Source organism: Rhizobium sp. 05N430 (assembly GCF_056396985.1).
In genome coordinates, this window is record NZ_JBFTMO010000016.1 from 1 (window position 1) to 14609 (window position 14609).

At 56.6% G+C, this 14609-nt stretch carries 17 protein-coding genes and 1 pseudogene; 12 read left to right on the top strand and 6 right to left on the bottom strand.

What is annotated here, in order from left to right; genetic code table 11:
- Positions 1–1052, bottom strand: a 1052-nt coding sequence (locus AC1DJO_RS24490; RefSeq protein ID WP_477973269.1) for an Hpt domain-containing protein, incomplete at its 3' end; no start/stop codon positions are given.
- Positions 1049–1417, bottom strand: a complete 369-nt coding sequence (locus tag AC1DJO_RS24495; protein WP_477973271.1) for a response regulator — start codon at positions 1415–1417, stop codon at positions 1049–1051. The genes AC1DJO_RS24490 and AC1DJO_RS24495, both read right to left, overlap by 4 nt.
- Before the next feature lie 421 nt (positions 1418–1838).
- Here AC1DJO_RS24495 and AC1DJO_RS24500 point away from each other — a divergent pair, with 421 nt between their 5' ends.
- The 3 genes from AC1DJO_RS24500 to AC1DJO_RS24510 all read left to right on the top strand — a co-directional run bounded on the left by AC1DJO_RS24500 (position 1839) and on the right by AC1DJO_RS24510 (position 4807).
- Positions 1839–2528, top strand: coding sequence for a helix-turn-helix transcriptional regulator (locus AC1DJO_RS24500; RefSeq protein ID WP_477973273.1), 690 nt, complete (start codon positions 1839–1841; stop codon positions 2526–2528).
- 166 nt (positions 2529–2694) lie between these two features.
- Positions 2695–4149, top strand: a complete 1455-nt coding sequence (locus tag AC1DJO_RS24505; RefSeq protein WP_477973275.1) for a catalase — start codon at positions 2695–2697, stop codon at positions 4147–4149.
- Positions 4150–4159: 10 nt separating this feature from the next.
- The gene (locus tag AC1DJO_RS24510; protein WP_477973277.1) at positions 4160–4807 is read left to right on the top strand and encodes an HD domain-containing protein; all 648 of its coding nucleotides are present in this window, start codon (positions 4160–4162) and stop codon (positions 4805–4807) included.
- Positions 4808–4848: 41 nt separating this feature from the next.
- On the opposite strand, the gene AC1DJO_RS24515 is transcribed toward AC1DJO_RS24510, so the two are convergent.
- Positions 4849–5808, bottom strand: coding sequence for a GlxA family transcriptional regulator (locus tag AC1DJO_RS24515; protein ID WP_477973279.1), 960 nt, complete (start codon positions 5806–5808; stop codon positions 4849–4851).
- A complete protein-coding gene (locus AC1DJO_RS24520; RefSeq protein ID WP_477973462.1) occupies positions 5805–6320 on the bottom strand; it encodes an L-2-amino-thiazoline-4-carboxylic acid hydrolase in 516 nt (171 codons plus the stop codon). Before AC1DJO_RS24520 ends, AC1DJO_RS24515 begins: the two co-directional genes overlap by 4 nt.
- Before the next feature lie 183 nt (positions 6321–6503).
- On the opposite strand from AC1DJO_RS24520, the gene AC1DJO_RS24525 reads away from it, so the two are divergent.
- Both AC1DJO_RS24525 and AC1DJO_RS24530 read left to right on the top strand, forming a co-directional pair.
- The gene (locus AC1DJO_RS24525; RefSeq protein ID WP_477973281.1) at positions 6504–7511 is read left to right on the top strand and encodes a GlxA family transcriptional regulator; all 1008 of its coding nucleotides are present in this window, start codon (positions 6504–6506) and stop codon (positions 7509–7511) included.
- A gap of 116 nt (positions 7512–7627) precedes the next feature.
- Positions 7628–8221, top strand: a complete 594-nt coding sequence (locus AC1DJO_RS24530; protein WP_477973283.1) for a hypothetical protein — start codon at positions 7628–7630, stop codon at positions 8219–8221.
- Positions 8222–8270: 49 nt separating this feature from the next.
- Here AC1DJO_RS24530 and AC1DJO_RS24535 read toward each other — a convergent pair whose 3' ends face one another.
- Complete coding sequence (locus AC1DJO_RS24535; RefSeq protein ID WP_477973285.1) at positions 8271–8807, bottom strand: carbonic anhydrase; 537 nt, start codon at positions 8805–8807, stop codon at positions 8271–8273.
- 96 nt (positions 8808–8903) lie between these two features.
- A complete protein-coding gene (locus AC1DJO_RS24540; protein ID WP_477973287.1) occupies positions 8904–9785 on the bottom strand; it encodes an NmrA family NAD(P)-binding protein in 882 nt (293 codons plus the stop codon).
- 284 nt (positions 9786–10069) lie between these two features.
- Between AC1DJO_RS24540 and AC1DJO_RS24545 the strand changes: the two genes are divergently transcribed.
- From AC1DJO_RS24545 to AC1DJO_RS24575, 7 genes and pseudogenes are all read left to right on the top strand, one after another.
- Positions 10070–10960 (top strand): LysR family transcriptional regulator, encoded by an 891-nt coding sequence (locus AC1DJO_RS24545; RefSeq protein ID WP_477973289.1) that lies wholly within the window; start codon positions 10070–10072, stop codon positions 10958–10960.
- A 213-nt stretch (positions 10961–11173) separates the two neighbouring features.
- On the top strand, positions 11174–12613 hold the full coding sequence (locus AC1DJO_RS24550; protein ID WP_477973291.1) for an amidase family protein: 1440 nt from the start codon (positions 11174–11176) through the stop codon (positions 12611–12613).
- Positions 12614–12633: 20 nt separating this feature from the next.
- Positions 12634–13269 (top strand): nitrile hydratase subunit alpha, encoded by a 636-nt coding sequence (gene nthA / locus AC1DJO_RS24555; RefSeq protein ID WP_477973293.1) that lies wholly within the window; start codon positions 12634–12636, stop codon positions 13267–13269.
- Between the two features lie 36 nt (positions 13270–13305).
- Positions 13306–13574: pseudogene (locus AC1DJO_RS24560) on the top strand (hypothetical protein).
- Positions 13575–13576: 2 nt separating this feature from the next.
- Complete coding sequence (locus tag AC1DJO_RS24565) at positions 13577–13939, top strand: SH3-like domain-containing protein (protein ID WP_477973464.1); 363 nt, start codon at positions 13577–13579, stop codon at positions 13937–13939.
- Positions 13936–14352, top strand: coding sequence for a nitrile hydratase accessory protein (locus AC1DJO_RS24570; RefSeq protein WP_477973295.1), 417 nt, complete (start codon positions 13936–13938; stop codon positions 14350–14352). Before AC1DJO_RS24565 ends, AC1DJO_RS24570 begins: the two co-directional genes overlap by 4 nt.
- A gap of 39 nt (positions 14353–14391) precedes the next feature.
- A complete protein-coding gene (locus AC1DJO_RS24575) occupies positions 14392–14604 on the top strand; it encodes a CbtB domain-containing protein (protein ID WP_477973297.1) in 213 nt (70 codons plus the stop codon).
- Positions 14605–14609: the final 5 nt, after the last annotated feature.

Below are 14609 nucleotides of genomic sequence, written 5' to 3' on the forward strand. Positions count from 1 at the left end.
GTGTCGGTGTCGCGCAACTCGCCCGACAGACGCTCGATTTCTTCCGAGACGGAGCGCAAGGCAATATCGGCACTGGAGCTGGCAAGCTGGCTGAGACGCGATTGGGCGATGACAAGCTCGCCAACGCGGTCCATCAGCTCGTCGAGGCGCTCGGCAGGAACACGGACGTTCTCCTGTGCCTTGGCCTGACGGCTGTCGGCCGCGGCAGCGGCCGGTGCATCGCGCTTGACGGGAACGGCCTCGATCGGCTTGTAGGCCTGAGCGGCGGCAGCCTGTGGTGCGGCAACGGGCGCCACGACCGGTGCGAGCTCGGCGGCCTCGACCGGCTCGGCTGCGACGGGCGCGGGAGCCGGGGCGGTGTCATCGATATCGACAACTTCGAGCTCCATGTCGTCCAACACGAAGATGAAGACGTCATCGATCGCCGAACGGTCGTGACTTGTCTTCAGCGTGACTTCCCACGAGAGATAGTATTCGTTTGGGTTGAGATCCTGGAGCAAGGGTAGGTTCGTGCGATCGGCCCGAACCGTAAGCTCCCCTAGCTCCCGTAGTTCTTCCAAAAGGGCCACCGGGTTGGTGCCATTCACACCCGCGTTGGGCGGCAGCCGAAACCTTACCCGCCAGTGATTCAGTGGCTCTCGCCTCGGCCGATCCGTATCGTTCAAACCTTCGACGTGATTTCCCCCCACAGCAGACTGTAGGCTTCCGAGCAGAGCGAAGCTTGTTTCGTCAAGTTGCGCTTGTGGATTTCTGACGAGCGCACGCATATGATCTTGCGCCGCTAGTACCGCCGCCACAAGTTCGGCGGTCGCCGGAACCTCGGCCTTGCGGACGCGGTCGAATGCCGTCTCGCAGTGATGCGTGAAAGCTGCGAGCGCCTCGAAACCGAACATCGCGCCGGAACCCTTGAGGGTGTGCAGGCCGCGGAAGACGGCATCGACGAGGCCCTTGTCGTCGAGCTGGTGGGTGAGATCGAGAAGCCCGGCCTCGATTGCCTCGAGGCATTCGGCGGCTTCCGTGCGGAAGACTGCGACCGGATCGAGCGTGCTCATCTGCCGAGAACTTTCTTGATGATCTTCACGAGGTTTTCAGGATCGAACGGCTTGGTCAGCCAGCCGGTGGCGCCGGCGGCCTTGGCGCGGGCCTTGAGGTCGGCGTCGGACTCGGTGGTCAGGAAGATAATCGGCACGCCCGCCTGGCTCGGCAGCTTGCGCAGTTCCTCGATCATCGTCAGCCCGTCCATCACAGGCATGTTGAGATCGGTGACGATCAGGTCGAACTGCGCGGTCTGCGCGGTCGCCAGTCCTTCGGCACCGTTGACCGCCTCGGTGATGGTATAGCCCGCCTGCGCCAATGTGATGTTCACGGTCATCCGTACGCTGGCTGAATCGTCGACTATTAGAATTCGGGTATTCATCACTATCCTCTGGGCACGGATCGGCGCTCGGCGCCCAGCAGGACGCGCGTTATTCAGTAGATTTCTATTGAGAGTTATGAGGGCTACCGCTGGCAGCAAAGGTGGCATCATGCGCACCGTCGCGGTCGGTCAAACCGCACCCTCGCAAGGACATTTCGGGCGGAGTGCGTTTAGTCAAAGAAGTCCGCCAGTCCGCGCTTCAAAAACTAGACGGCTATGGTTAACGACATCTGGCGTCGGATCACAAAATACCACCGGGAAAACCTTCTCCCCGAAATCTAGGGGGGCGGCTGGATGAGACGAGACCATACATAGGTATAGATGCCGAGGGCGTTGTCACTACGATTAAAACAACAGGAGCGGGCATATCGAACCGCAAGCAACTACGGCCTGAAGAAAATGATCTCTTCTAAGGATCACCATGCGCTCTTGGGACAGCCGCCGCACCCCGCTCACAAGCAAACGCATCGATCGATTTTTTGAGGCAATTTGTGCAACCGCAGATTCTCATGGGTTCGCGTACTTCTTAGTCGGACGCTTTCCAGACGTCCTGAAGCGGCGTATGCCAGACGTATTGCTCATCACAAACTGGCCAGAAGACTTGGTCGCCCGCTACGATGCGACTGATCTTTTCACCGAGAGCGAAGTCATTCGTCGAGTGCGCTACTCCGCCCTTCCCGTGATCGCAGACCGGTTGATCCACGCAGCAGCTCCAAATGGCAGCGAATTGGATGGTTCGGTTGGCATCAGTGTCGGCTTCTCTAATTCACTGGCGTTTTGTGCCTACGACGCTGAGAAGAAGCCATACTTCTTCATTTTCTCTGGACCGTCTCCCAAGATCGACGACGGGCTGATCGGCTCCGTGCTGCTACAGTCTCTTCGATCCTTAAACGATCTTGTCCCTGACCCCAGGAAATCCGGAATGCTTTCCGCGAGAGAAACTGACTGTCTCGGTTGGGTTGCCGCCGGCAAGAGCAGCGAAGAAATCGCAACGATCCTAGAGCTCTCCGCACATACCGTAAATGACTATCTTCAATCCGCTATTCGCAAACTTGGTGCAACGAACCGAACGCAGGCCGTTGTCGCGGCAATCCGCATGGGCTTGCTATGACCCAAGCCATTCGCCTTTGGCAGGATTCAAACCGAGTTTGGCGTCAATCGCACCTTCGTATGATTTGAAGGTTCCGCTCAATTTCACGATGATCCCCCCTGACTAGAACGGGTTCAACGCCCGCTGATTATCAATACCTGTTCCGATCCCTCGCTAGGAGACGCAGATGACTGACCGCAAATTGACCACTGCGGCGGGTGCCCCCGTCGTTGACAACTTCAATATACAGACTGCTGGCCCCCGCGGACCGGCCCTTTTGCAAGACGTCTGGCTGATTGAGAAGCTCGCTCACTTCGACCGCGAAGTAATCCCTGAACGCCGTATGCATGCGAAGGGTTCGGGTGCCTACGGTACGTTCACGGTCACCCACGACATTACTCGCTATACCAAAGCCGCAATCTTCTCCGAGATCGGAAAGAAGACCGACATGTTTGCTCGGTTTTCAACCGTCGCCGGAGAGCGTGGGGCTGCCGATGCAGAGCGCGATATTCGCGGTTTTGCACTCAAGTTTTACACCGAGCAAGGCAACTGGGATCTCGTCGGGAACAACACACCGGTCTTCTTCTTCCGTGACCCGCTTCGGTTTCCTGACCTGAACCACGCTATTAAGCGTGACCCTCGCACGGGAATGCGCAGCGCCGAAAATAACTGGGATTTCTGGACAATGCTCCCCGAAGCACTGCACCAGATCACGATCGTTATGAGCGAGCGTGGCATTCCCAAGAGCTACCGTCATATGCACGGATTTGGAAGTCACACATATAGCTTCATCAATGCTGAAAACGAGCGTTTTTGGGTCAAGTTCACTTTCAAGACGCACCAGGGCATTCAAAATCTAACCGATGACGAAGCCAAGATCCTGATCGGCGGTGATCGAGAAAGTCATCAGCGCGATCTTTTCGATAGCGTTGAGCGGGGCGAGTTTCCGCGCTGGACACTTTATGTTCAGGTGATGCCGGAAAAGGACGCGGCTTCGCATCCGGTCAATCCCTTCGACCTCACTAAGGTCTGGCCGCACGCTGACTACCCTCTGATCGAGGTCGGCTTCATGGAGCTAAACCGAAATCCAGAGAACGTATTCGCGGAGGTTGAACAGGCGTCATTTACACCTGCGAGCGTCGTTCCCGGGATCAGCTTCTCCCCCGATAAGATGCTCCAGGCCCGCCTGTTCTCATATGGCGACGCTGCGCGATACCGATTGGGGGTAAACCATCACCAAATCCCCGTGAATGCTCCGCGCTGCCCTCACCACTCCTACCACCGCGACGGCGCAATGCGCGTCGATGGGAATCGCGGCGCGACAACGAGCTATGTGCCGAACTCGCACAACGAATGGCAAGAGCAGCCCGACTTCCGAGAGCCTCCGCTTGCGATCGAAGGGTCAGCGGATCATTGGGATCATCGGGTGGATGAAGACCACTTCGAGCAGCCTGGCAACCTCTTTCGCTTGATGACCGCCGAGCAGAGAGAAACCCTTTTTGCCAATACCGGCCGAGCAATGGAGGGAGTCTCGCTGCACATCAGACAGCGCCACGTCTCTCACTGCTCCAAGGCTGACCCCGCCTATGGCGCTGGCGTCGCAAAGGCACTTGGAATTGCGGTCGATCACACCGCTGACTAGGAGAAAGCAAATGAGCAAAGTTGAGACTATCGCAGGGATTACCATCCCTGACAGCCAAATGGCACGAGCCGCGACGGAACTGGTGCGGGATGCAGAAACCGAACTACTTTACCACCATTCGCGTCGCGTCTTCCTGTTCGGAGCCTTGACCGGAGAGCGGAAAGAACTCAATTTCGATCCTGAGCTCCTATACATCGGCGCCATGTTCCACGACATGGGATTGATGGACGCTCACGCAAGCGATACTGACCGCTTTGAGGTGGATGGCGCGAATGCTGCCAAGTCATTCCTGTCGGCGTATAACGTCTCCGAACGCGACGTTGATGACGTTTGGGACTCGATTGCGCTTCACACGACCCCAGGAATTCCTCAACATAAGCGTCCCACGGTCGCCTTGGTTACCGCCGGCGTCGAGATGGACGTACTTGGGATTGCGTACGACGACTTCTCCAAAGAGCAACGCGAAGAGGTTTGCTCCTGCCACCCGCGAGGGCTGAAATTCAAACACGGAATCCTGTCATCATTCTGCATGGGGACGATCCGGAAGCCGGAGACCACGTTCGGCAATGTCAAAGCGGACGTTCTTTCGAAGATGGATCCCACTTACGAGCGGGTTGACTTCGCCGACTTGATTCTAGGATCAAAGTGGGAAAGCTGAAGTAGCGACGGCGGCCTATGGGCCGCCGTCCTTTTTCAGCCTCAGCCATTTTGCCCGAAAGCCGATCTATATTGGCCCGGTGTTACACCTAGCCGTTTGGCGAAAACCTGCCGCATGCGATGGGGCGAGCCAAACCCGCACTCAAAAGCGACCTCCTTCAGCGCCAATGAGCTTCCTTCTAGAAGGTTGCGTGCTGCATCAACACGTGCAAGTTCGACGAACTCTGCTGGAGTTGTATTCGCCTCTTGAGCAAAAAATCGAGCGAACGTTCTTTCGCTCATGCCCACTTCAGCTGCAAGCTCTGACACGGTGAGTCGCTTTTGCAAGTTTGACATCACGTAGCCGTACGTTTTGCCCAATGGAGAGTTGTCGTCCGATGGAGCTGCGATATACGGACTGAACTGCGACTGGCCGCCCTGGCGTTGCGCTACTACGACCAGCCTCTTGGCAACTGAGAGTGCCGTGACGCTCCCGTGATCTTCATTGACGATGGCGAGCGCGAGATCGATACCAGCTGTCACGCCGGCTGACGTAATCAATGGACCGTCCTTGATGTAAATTCGGTCTGGATCAACCTGACAATTGGGAAAGCGGTCGGCCAGAGCTGAAGCATTTTGCCAGTGTGTTGTTGCCTTTCTCCCATCGAGCAAACCCGCCTGCCCGAGAATGAAAGCTCCGGTGCAAACAGAGCCGTACCTGCGTGAATTTGACGCTAGTCTGCTCACGCACTCCAGTAGCTCTTCGCTCGCCACTTTATCCGGCAAAGACGGGCCTCCGGCCACCAGTACAAGATCATAATCATTGGTATGGTCGCCGTACGAAACGCTCGCCGCCATCAGCATACCATTGGATGCCCGGAAAATCCCGCTCGGCCCGACGATTGTGATCTCGTACCGTTCGGTCTTCTCTATAAAGGCGTTAGCCTCATCGAACACATCCAGCGGCCCGGCAACGTCAAGGGCTTGAACGTTGTCGAAAACGATCATCGCAACATTTGTCATTCGCTTGAGTTTGAGCCTTCATCCGCTTGAAACGTATAGCGAAAATCGCAGTATGACGCACCACCCATTAGTGTCTGTGTCCGCTTCAACTTGATGCGAGCATCGTAACCCTGGCAGAAAACTCCGTCGCGGTTGCAGGAAAGGAGGTGCCCGATATCACCGAGTCCCATCTCGCGGTACGTTTCGGCGTATCGACAGCGCAGGACGTTGTAATCGTACTGACTGTCTGTGCTCTTGAGCACTTCAACCTGCAGCGCATCGTCCTTTGTCCAAAGCACTTGAAGCTCTTCGAAGGTGCGGAGGCTCGTTCCTCCAGGCGTCCTCGCCGCGAAATCAGCGCCAGCAGCAATCGCTGCCTTTTCAATAGCGGCCCTGAGAATGGATTGAGCCTTCTCGACACCTATCTCCTTGGCCATTTCCTCGTAAATGGGGGCGATGACCCCAGCTTCAATTGTACGCCGCTGCAAGGTCCCAATATCGTCCCACGAGACGCGCTTCTCTTCTAATCCCATCAACGGCCCTTTCCAACCCTTCATCAACCGCAGACCATACACCATGTATGGAGGTCGGTCAGTAGCGGCGGCAGGACTGTTTTATTGGCTGAGACTATACCCACGGATGGGTATATTCGCCGCAACGCTGAAGTATGCTAGTGGCTCTTCCAAGATAAGGATGAGGTCTGGAAGGAATCGCGAATGAAGCGTGTTGGTTTTATAGTCAGCCCCAACTTCCAGATGATGAGTCTGGCTGCACTTCCCGTATTCGAATTTGCCAACCGTGTCGTCGAGGAGCCCTTATACAATCTTCAAGTTCTCTCGGAAAAAGGCGGCCTCGTCCGCTCGTCGTTCGGGGTGTCGATCGATACCGAAGCTTTTGACGACCCTGAATTCGACACGCTTATTGTAGGCGGTGGAACTGAAATCGAGCCGAGTAGTCCAGGTCTGCTGACTTTTCTTAAGGATGCCCATGCCGCCTCACGAAGGATAGCATCGATCTGCGCAGGTGCATTCGTGCTCGCGGACGCTGGCTTGCTCGACGGTCGGAGGGCCACAACACATTGGTTCAATGTCCGAGAATTTGAGAGCCGATACCCAAATGTGAAGTTGGAAGGAGATCGGATCTTTGTGATCGACGGGCCGATCTGGAGTTCGGCAGGAATGAGTTCCGGTATCGATCTCGCATTAGCTCTCGTGGAGAGCGACATAGGCGAGGAGGCAACGCGACTGATTGCCAAGCTCCTAGTGGTCTACCACCGCCGCCTTGGCGGGCAGATGCAATATTCAGCAATGTTGGACTTGCAGCCTAAGACCGATCGCATACAGCGGGCGCTGGTTTACGCTCGGGCCAACCTGGCAAGTGATCTGTCGGTCGAGAAGCTCGCGGACGCGGCCAACCTGAGTGTCAGGCAGTTCAATCGCGCATTTCAGAGCGAAATTGGGCAGACCCCCGCTCGGGCCATTGAAGCTCTCAGAGTTGAAGCTGCACGCCTCCTACTCGAAGGAGGTCGTTTACAGATGGAAACGATCGCCCAACAGACTGGCCTTGGCGATGGAGAGAGAATGCGCCGGTCCTTTCTGAAGGTGTACGGCACCACACCGCAAACGATTAGAAGAAGTGCCAGAACCTCGGACGAACACTTTGATCTGGTAAGCATGCGGCCGGCAAAGCTTAGTCATGAAGAGCAGACTTTAGCGACGGCCTAACTGCAAGAAAGCGGAATCTATCCCACCTTGGAGTGGACCTCCATGGACCAACTCGCTCGCCTTCAATGCGAGCGACAAGATAGACGTGTAGCCCACAGCCGGAAAGGATCTTTGAAATGAGACCCGCCAGTTTTAGAACAAGCTTTTACGAAACCGTTCAAGAGCTTACAGAGATTTGCTGCGGCGCGACCTCATGCGAGCGTGCTGTGTGGAGTGTCGAATATCTTTCCCGCACAATATGGTACCAGTTTAACGGCTATGTGACGCCTGATGAGGGCGAGACAGCAGCCGCATCTCTTAACCCGCTGGACGGCACCTTATCCTGTCTTGACCCCTGCATCTTGCCGTTTGCCCTCTTGGACTTTCACGATAACGCTTTCATCGGAGCTTATTTTGGGGACGAGAAAATACCGTCTCAGATCACGTACGATATGATGCGCGGCCTCGATGTGGCGCCGGAAATCGTTAGTGTATCGCTGGCCCGAGATGACCTATTCGAGTGTGGTGCTCGTATCCGGACGACGACCTGTTTTGTCTTCGTTGGTTTCAAACAACTCGATGAAGCTGAAGATATCGGGTCTGGAAAGGGTCTCGCGGCATCCGCCGACGCTATTTCCTCCCATTGGTACCGTGGGAGGGTCAGTGCATTCCCACCGCCCCTCGCCGCAACGACGGTGCCAGGTCTTTCAGCCGTCCCAAGGGGACGTTAGGCCGGGCCAGGCATGACAGCTGTGGGAAGCCATGCCTGGATAGCTTTTGTTAGTCGCGCAGGCGCGTGGGAGGCACAACAGTTTCAACCTTACCAGTTGCAACGTCGTAAACAAGTCCAGTGACGGTGAAGCCCGAGGGCACCTCAGCGCTTTCACGCAGCGCTTTCACGTCGATCTCGACAGCCTTGTAAGGATCCATCACAGCAAGCTCGTCGAGGCCCTCTCTCGAAACCTGCATGTACTTGGCAAGGAGGTCGGGTGCATGCTTGTAGCAGCCCTTGATACCGCAATCTGTGTGATGAAGAACGACGAGGTTCCAACCTTCGCCAACCTCTTTGCCAGCCACCTTGGCGACTGCTCCAAGGATATCGATTGTCTCTACCACCTCGGCATTGACGCGGCCGCCAACGTTCCTGATGACAGCAGCCTCACCTTGCTCCAGCTTGAAAATCTCGACGGGATCTACGCGGGGGTCGACACACCCTAGAATGACCGCGCGTTTGTGTGGCAGCATCTTCAGCTCGGGCAGAAAGGAAGATTCAGCAAACTCGGCGTTGCGCGAAGCCAATGATTCAAAGTAGTCCATTTCCATCTCCTTGGGGTGGTGTCGAGGCGTCTTTCGGACGCCTCTTTTGAGGTTAGGATTACGCAGGAAGCTTATTTGCCGCCGGCGTCGCATCTCTCACTGCTTGCCATTCAGCACATCGGAATGGAGCTTTGCATATTCGCCTACTGTCATGGCACGGCGCCCGGTCAGCTTCTCGATGTTGTTATCGGCGCCGGACATGTGGCCATGCTGATAATCAAGCATCGCGCCAGTGAAGTGCTGAAGGACATAGGCAGGCACTCCCATTTGCTTGAGGGAGGCGATGTAGTCCTCGATCGGCAGGTCCTGGAAAACGATTTTACGGCCGAGTGCCTCAGTGAGCTCGGCGGCCATCTGCTCGTGGTCCATTTCAACGGGTCCGGACAGCGGGATCGTTTTGCCAATATGCCCTTCCGGGCTCTTGAGTAGAGCAGCAATCGCGCGTGCCTGGTCGTCCGCAGCCACTGGCGAGTGACGACCCTTCCCTACCGGCATGCGGAGGACGCCCTGCTGGATGAACGGGAGCTGCCACGGGTAGAGCAGCCACTCCAGGAAAAAGGTCGGGCGCAAATGAATGACAGGCACACCGGACCAATTAAAGACTTGCTCGGAGATGTAGGTGTCACGGCAGGAATCGCTGGTGGAATTGCGATCCGCAGAACGCTGCGACAAGTTGAGAACCGCCTTGGTGCCGACCTCTTTGGTCGCCAACGCAAAATTGACCGTAGCGCTGATCAGACCCGGAGCGACCGGCCAGACAAAATACGCTGCTTCGGCGCCATCAAGGGCCGGCACCAGAGTGTTGACGTCATTCAGGTCGCCCACAACGACTTCGGCGCCTTGGGCCGCAAGCGCGTCGGATCGCTCGTCCAACTTACGTACCATGGCACGCACATCAAGACCGAGTGCCAACGATTCACGTACGGCAGCGCGGCCAGTATCGCCTGCTGCGCCGGTGATGAGAACTTTCTTAGACATGACTGGAGATCCTTCAGTATCGAGGGGTTGGGCTTTTGGTGTTGGGTTCGATCGGGAAAGCCGATGGGCCTCCTGCCGACCGCTTTCCGATGGGGAGAAGATGCTCCTCGCAAACGTCGCGCGGTAGCTAGTGATTTGCGCTAACATTTATCTTGTCTCAGCATAAATGAGCGGTTTCATGCGGCTTCTCGTTGCCCTATGAGTTGAGAACGATGCTGACCAATGATCAAAGACGCTGAGCCTCGCCTTAACAAACGAGCAGCTTTCACAGCGAGGAGACTGCGATGAAGGACATACAAACCCTGCGTCTTTACACCCGGGTTGCTCGGCTGGGCAGTTTCTCTGCCGCGGCCCGTGAGAGTGGCCTTGTTCAGTCGCAAGTCTCGCGCATGATCGCCGAGTTGGAAGCTTCTCTGGGTGTTCGTCTTCTTGCCCGCACGACCAGAGCCGTCGCCCCGACGGAGGCGGGCGTCGAATTTCTCGCGCGTATAGAACCGATATTGGCGGCACTGGATGACGCCGAGAATAGCGTCCGCGACACAGGGGAGCTCCGTGGGCGCCTTCGCGTCGGAATGCCGAGCACAATGGGTTGCCGAGTAATCTTGCCGCGGCTCTCGACTTTCGCTGATAGACATCCCGAACTCCACGTCGAGGTCCTTCTCGATGATACCTGGCAAGACATGGTAAGAGAGGCCGTAGATGTCGGCATACGCGTAGGGGAACTGCCAGATTCGACCGGTACATCTCGCGTGATTGGAACGATGCAACGGTGCATCGTCGCGTCTCCTCCCTATCTCACTCGTTACGGAACACCAGCTCATCCATCCGATCTCGCCGGTCATAGAATCCTGGGTGGCCCCGCAGCTTCTCAAGCCACGTCTTGGAAATTCGAACAGGACGAGCAGGCCATCAGCGTTGAAGTAGCTCCGCAGATATCTGTTAACGACACCGAGGGAGCGCTTGCTGCCGCTGTGCACGGCTTGGGAATAACCTCTACGACGTCGTGGGCATGCAGAGCCGAGCTTCGCGACGGCAACTTGATCCGATTGTTTCCAACTTGGAAGACGGCAAACATCCCCGTCCACGCGTATTTTCCTGCGGGCCGCGCCACTCGTTTGTCGGCTCGAACTTTTGTAAACTTTCTCGTCGAGGACTTTGAGGCGCATCCTGTATGACCTCCCTGCCATTCAGCGGCATCTTCGCACCGTGGCGCAACTAGGCGCGTCACGCGGGGTCTCGTGAACCTATATCTGTGTATGGTTGAATTGCAGCGCTAAGACCGGGTCTTGGCTCGGCCATATCTTCGTATAGGTACCCATCGTCGTCCAACGTGACACTATAGATCCTCAAACACTGCCGACCTTGGCAGTCTTTTGATTGGATCGAAGATGTCGCTAGCGCTCAAGGACCAAGCGGATGACATAACACGGCTTACCCTTGTGGAGGCCGCAGCGGCATTAAGGGATGGCTCCCTTAGCGCACAAGCGTACGCAGCCGCACTTCTGACCCGTGCGCACGATCGACGAGACCTGAATGCCTTTATAACTGTCGAGGCTGTCCGCGTACTTGAAGCCGCAGAAAAGGCCGACAAACAAAGGTCGTCGGGTGCTGAACTCGGTCCCCTTCACGGCGTACCGATTGCAGTGAAGGACAGCATGTCGACATTCGACATGCCAACCTCAGTCGGCACGAAAGCTCTGAGGTCCTTCAGACCACAGCATGATGCCGCTGTCGTGGCTGCTTGCAGGGCTGCAGGCGCGATCATCTTCGGAAAGAACAACCTTGTTGAGCTCTCGTACGGTCTCACAGGTGTAAACGAGCATCACGGAAATGCTCGAAACCCCCACAACGTCGAGCGTGTGACGGGTGGCTCGTCCAGCGGGGCAGGAGCTGCAGTCAGCGGACGTTTGGTTCCCGCCGCTCTAGGAGGCGACACTGTTGGATCCATTCGCGTGCCAGCGTCGTTTTGTGGCATTGTTGGCTTTCGGCCGACTACCGGCAGGTGGCCAGGCCGAGGCATTGCGCCAATCGCCGGCACCTTGGACACTGCCGGACCGATGTCAAGATCCGTCGAGGACTGCATTCTCCTGGATGCCGTCGTTACGGGGGCGCCAATTCCTGACCTCGAAACGCCATCAGACCTTAGCGGTGTTCGGCTTGGATACGCGCCCCGGCAATTCCTTGATCTTCTCGACGAAGAGATCGAAGCGGCCTTCTGGCAAAGCGTGGACAAGCTAAAGGCTGCCGGCGTCGTCTTTGTGGAAGTTGATCTCGGAAGCGACTTCACAAGCATAGCCGAAGGCGCAAACTGGCCGATTTTCTTTCACGAGACCAAGCCTCACCTGTCTCAGTTCCTTGCCAGCGCAAACGCCCCCGCGGGCTTTGACGACATCTATAATGCCATCGGCTCAAATCTTAAGGACCTATGGACCGACTTCGTCCTGCCAGACGGAAAGAGCTACTTCCCGTCAGCAGCCTATCAGCATTCCATTGAGTTTCTACGACCCACGCTTCGGCGAAGGTACCGAGAAGCGTTCGATGCCAATGGAATTGAGGCTCTGGTGTTCCCGACAACACCACTTGTCGCACCGCCCTCAAATACTGGCGATGAGGTCATCATCGGTGGCCGCAAGGTCTCCTACCTTAACATTGCGAAAAACACCTTTCCGTCGAGTTGCGCAGCGCTGCCTGGGATCACTATTCCGATGGGCGCCTCGTCCGACGGCATGCCCATTGGCCTCGAGCTCGACGGTCCTCACGAAAGCGATGCGCGTCTGCTGCAGATAGCGTGGGCAGTCTCGCAGGCTCTCGGCAGCAGCTCGCACTAACTAACTCTGGAGGGAGTTTCATGTCATCGCACCACCACGATCACGACGACGAACACACAAAACCGCCGTCTGAAATAGAGCTTAGGGTTAAAGCCCTCGAGTCGCTGCTCATCGAAAAAAATCTCGTCGATGCGGAAGCACTCGATGCGATCGTCGATGCCTATGAAAACCGTATCGGTCCGCGCAACGGTGCAGCTGTCGTAGCCCGAGCTTGGTCCGATCCAGACTATAAGGCTCGTTTATTGTCCAGCGAGAGCACGGCTGCGATAGCAGAACTGGGGTTTTCAGGCCTCCAGGGCGAAGACATGGCGGTCGTCGAGAATACCCCCACGGTTCACAACCTTATCGTCTGCACGCTTTGCTCTTGCTATCCATGGCCTCTGCTTGGCCTGCCGCCATCTTGGTACAAAGCAGCCCCCTACCGCTCTCGCGCGGTCATCGATCCCCGTGGCGTCCTCAGGGAGATGGGCGTGGAAGTTCCAGAACACAAAGAGATACGTGTATGGGATAGCACGGCCGAGACGCGTTACATGGTGCTTCCCGAGAGGCCGACAGGCACTGACGGCTGGGGCGAAAACCATCTCGCCGAGCTTGTGACCCGTGACTCTATGATCGGTGCCGGCTTTCCTAAAGACGCTGAATGGAACCACTGCTAGGAGGCAGCCATGAATGGTGTGCACGACATGGGCGGCATGCATGGACTTGGGCCGATCGCCCATACTCCGGAGGAGCCTGTTTTTTTCAACAAGTGGGAAGGCCGGACGTTTGCCATGCTCGTCTCGGTCAACGGCGTCGGCCATTTCAACACTGATGAATTTCGGCATGCCATGGAGCGCATGCATCCGGTCGAGTACATGAGCATTGGCTTCATGCGACCGAGACTCTGCTCTGCGAGAAAGGCCTGATCACTCGCGAGGAGCTTTCCAGCAAGCTGCTTGAACTCAAGGGAGCCAAAACATGACAATGGTTCTTACCAAGGACATTGTGCCATATGCGTTGAGTAAAGGCACGCCCACTCGGGTCGACGAGCCGATAGAGCCAAAATTTCAGGTTGGGCAACAGGTTCGAACAAAGACAATCCAACCGCTCGGCCATACACGGTTAGTGCGATACGCTCGCGGTCGCCTTGCTACGGTAGAAGCCGATCTGGGCGTCTTCACGTTCCCCGACACGATGGCACATGGATCCATCCCCACGCCCCAGCATGTCTACAGCGTTAGCTTTACGGCGCAGGAACTTTGGGGACCAAACGCCGACCCACGCAACACTTTGCGACTGGGTCTCTGGGAGGACTACCTTGAAGACGCAGATGGCGGTGCGAAATGAGCACTGAGAGCCAAAGACTACCCGCGCCAAACAGCGGCAAACCTTTCGAAGGACCATGGCAAGCGCAGGCTTTTGCTATGGTGGTTCGCTTGAACGCTGTTGGAGAGTTTGGCTGGGACGACTGGGTCAAAGAATTCAGCGCAGAAATCCAGCGGTCCCCAGAAATGGACGGGGAGAGCTCAACCCAAGCCTATTACCGGCAATGGGTATTTGCGCTCGAGCGTATCCTGATTTCCCGGGGCATAATCGATGACGGCGATACAGATGCACGCGCGATTATGTGGCGAGACGCCTACCTCCACACTCCCCATGGCCAACCTGTCGATCTTGGTAATGCCGGATGCCCCCCAGCACATCATCACAGGGCCGTACCACGCGGTGTACCTATAGCCGTCAGTTCACCTGTCAGCTGACAGCCCACTTCTCAAACATCGAGATTAAGGACACGGACAATGAAGGCCATTGCAATCGCTAGTGAAGTCGCCACACCAACCGCTGTGCCGATTGGTGAACTAATACCGTGGGCCGTGTTTGGCGGCCTGTTATGCCTCCTGACGATTTACTTCGTGGGAACCGAAGAAGGCGCGGCTTCGCTTTTGAAGACGTCCTATGTGCATGAGTTCGTACACGACGGCCGGCATCTGCTGGGCTTCCCTTGCCACTAAAATAA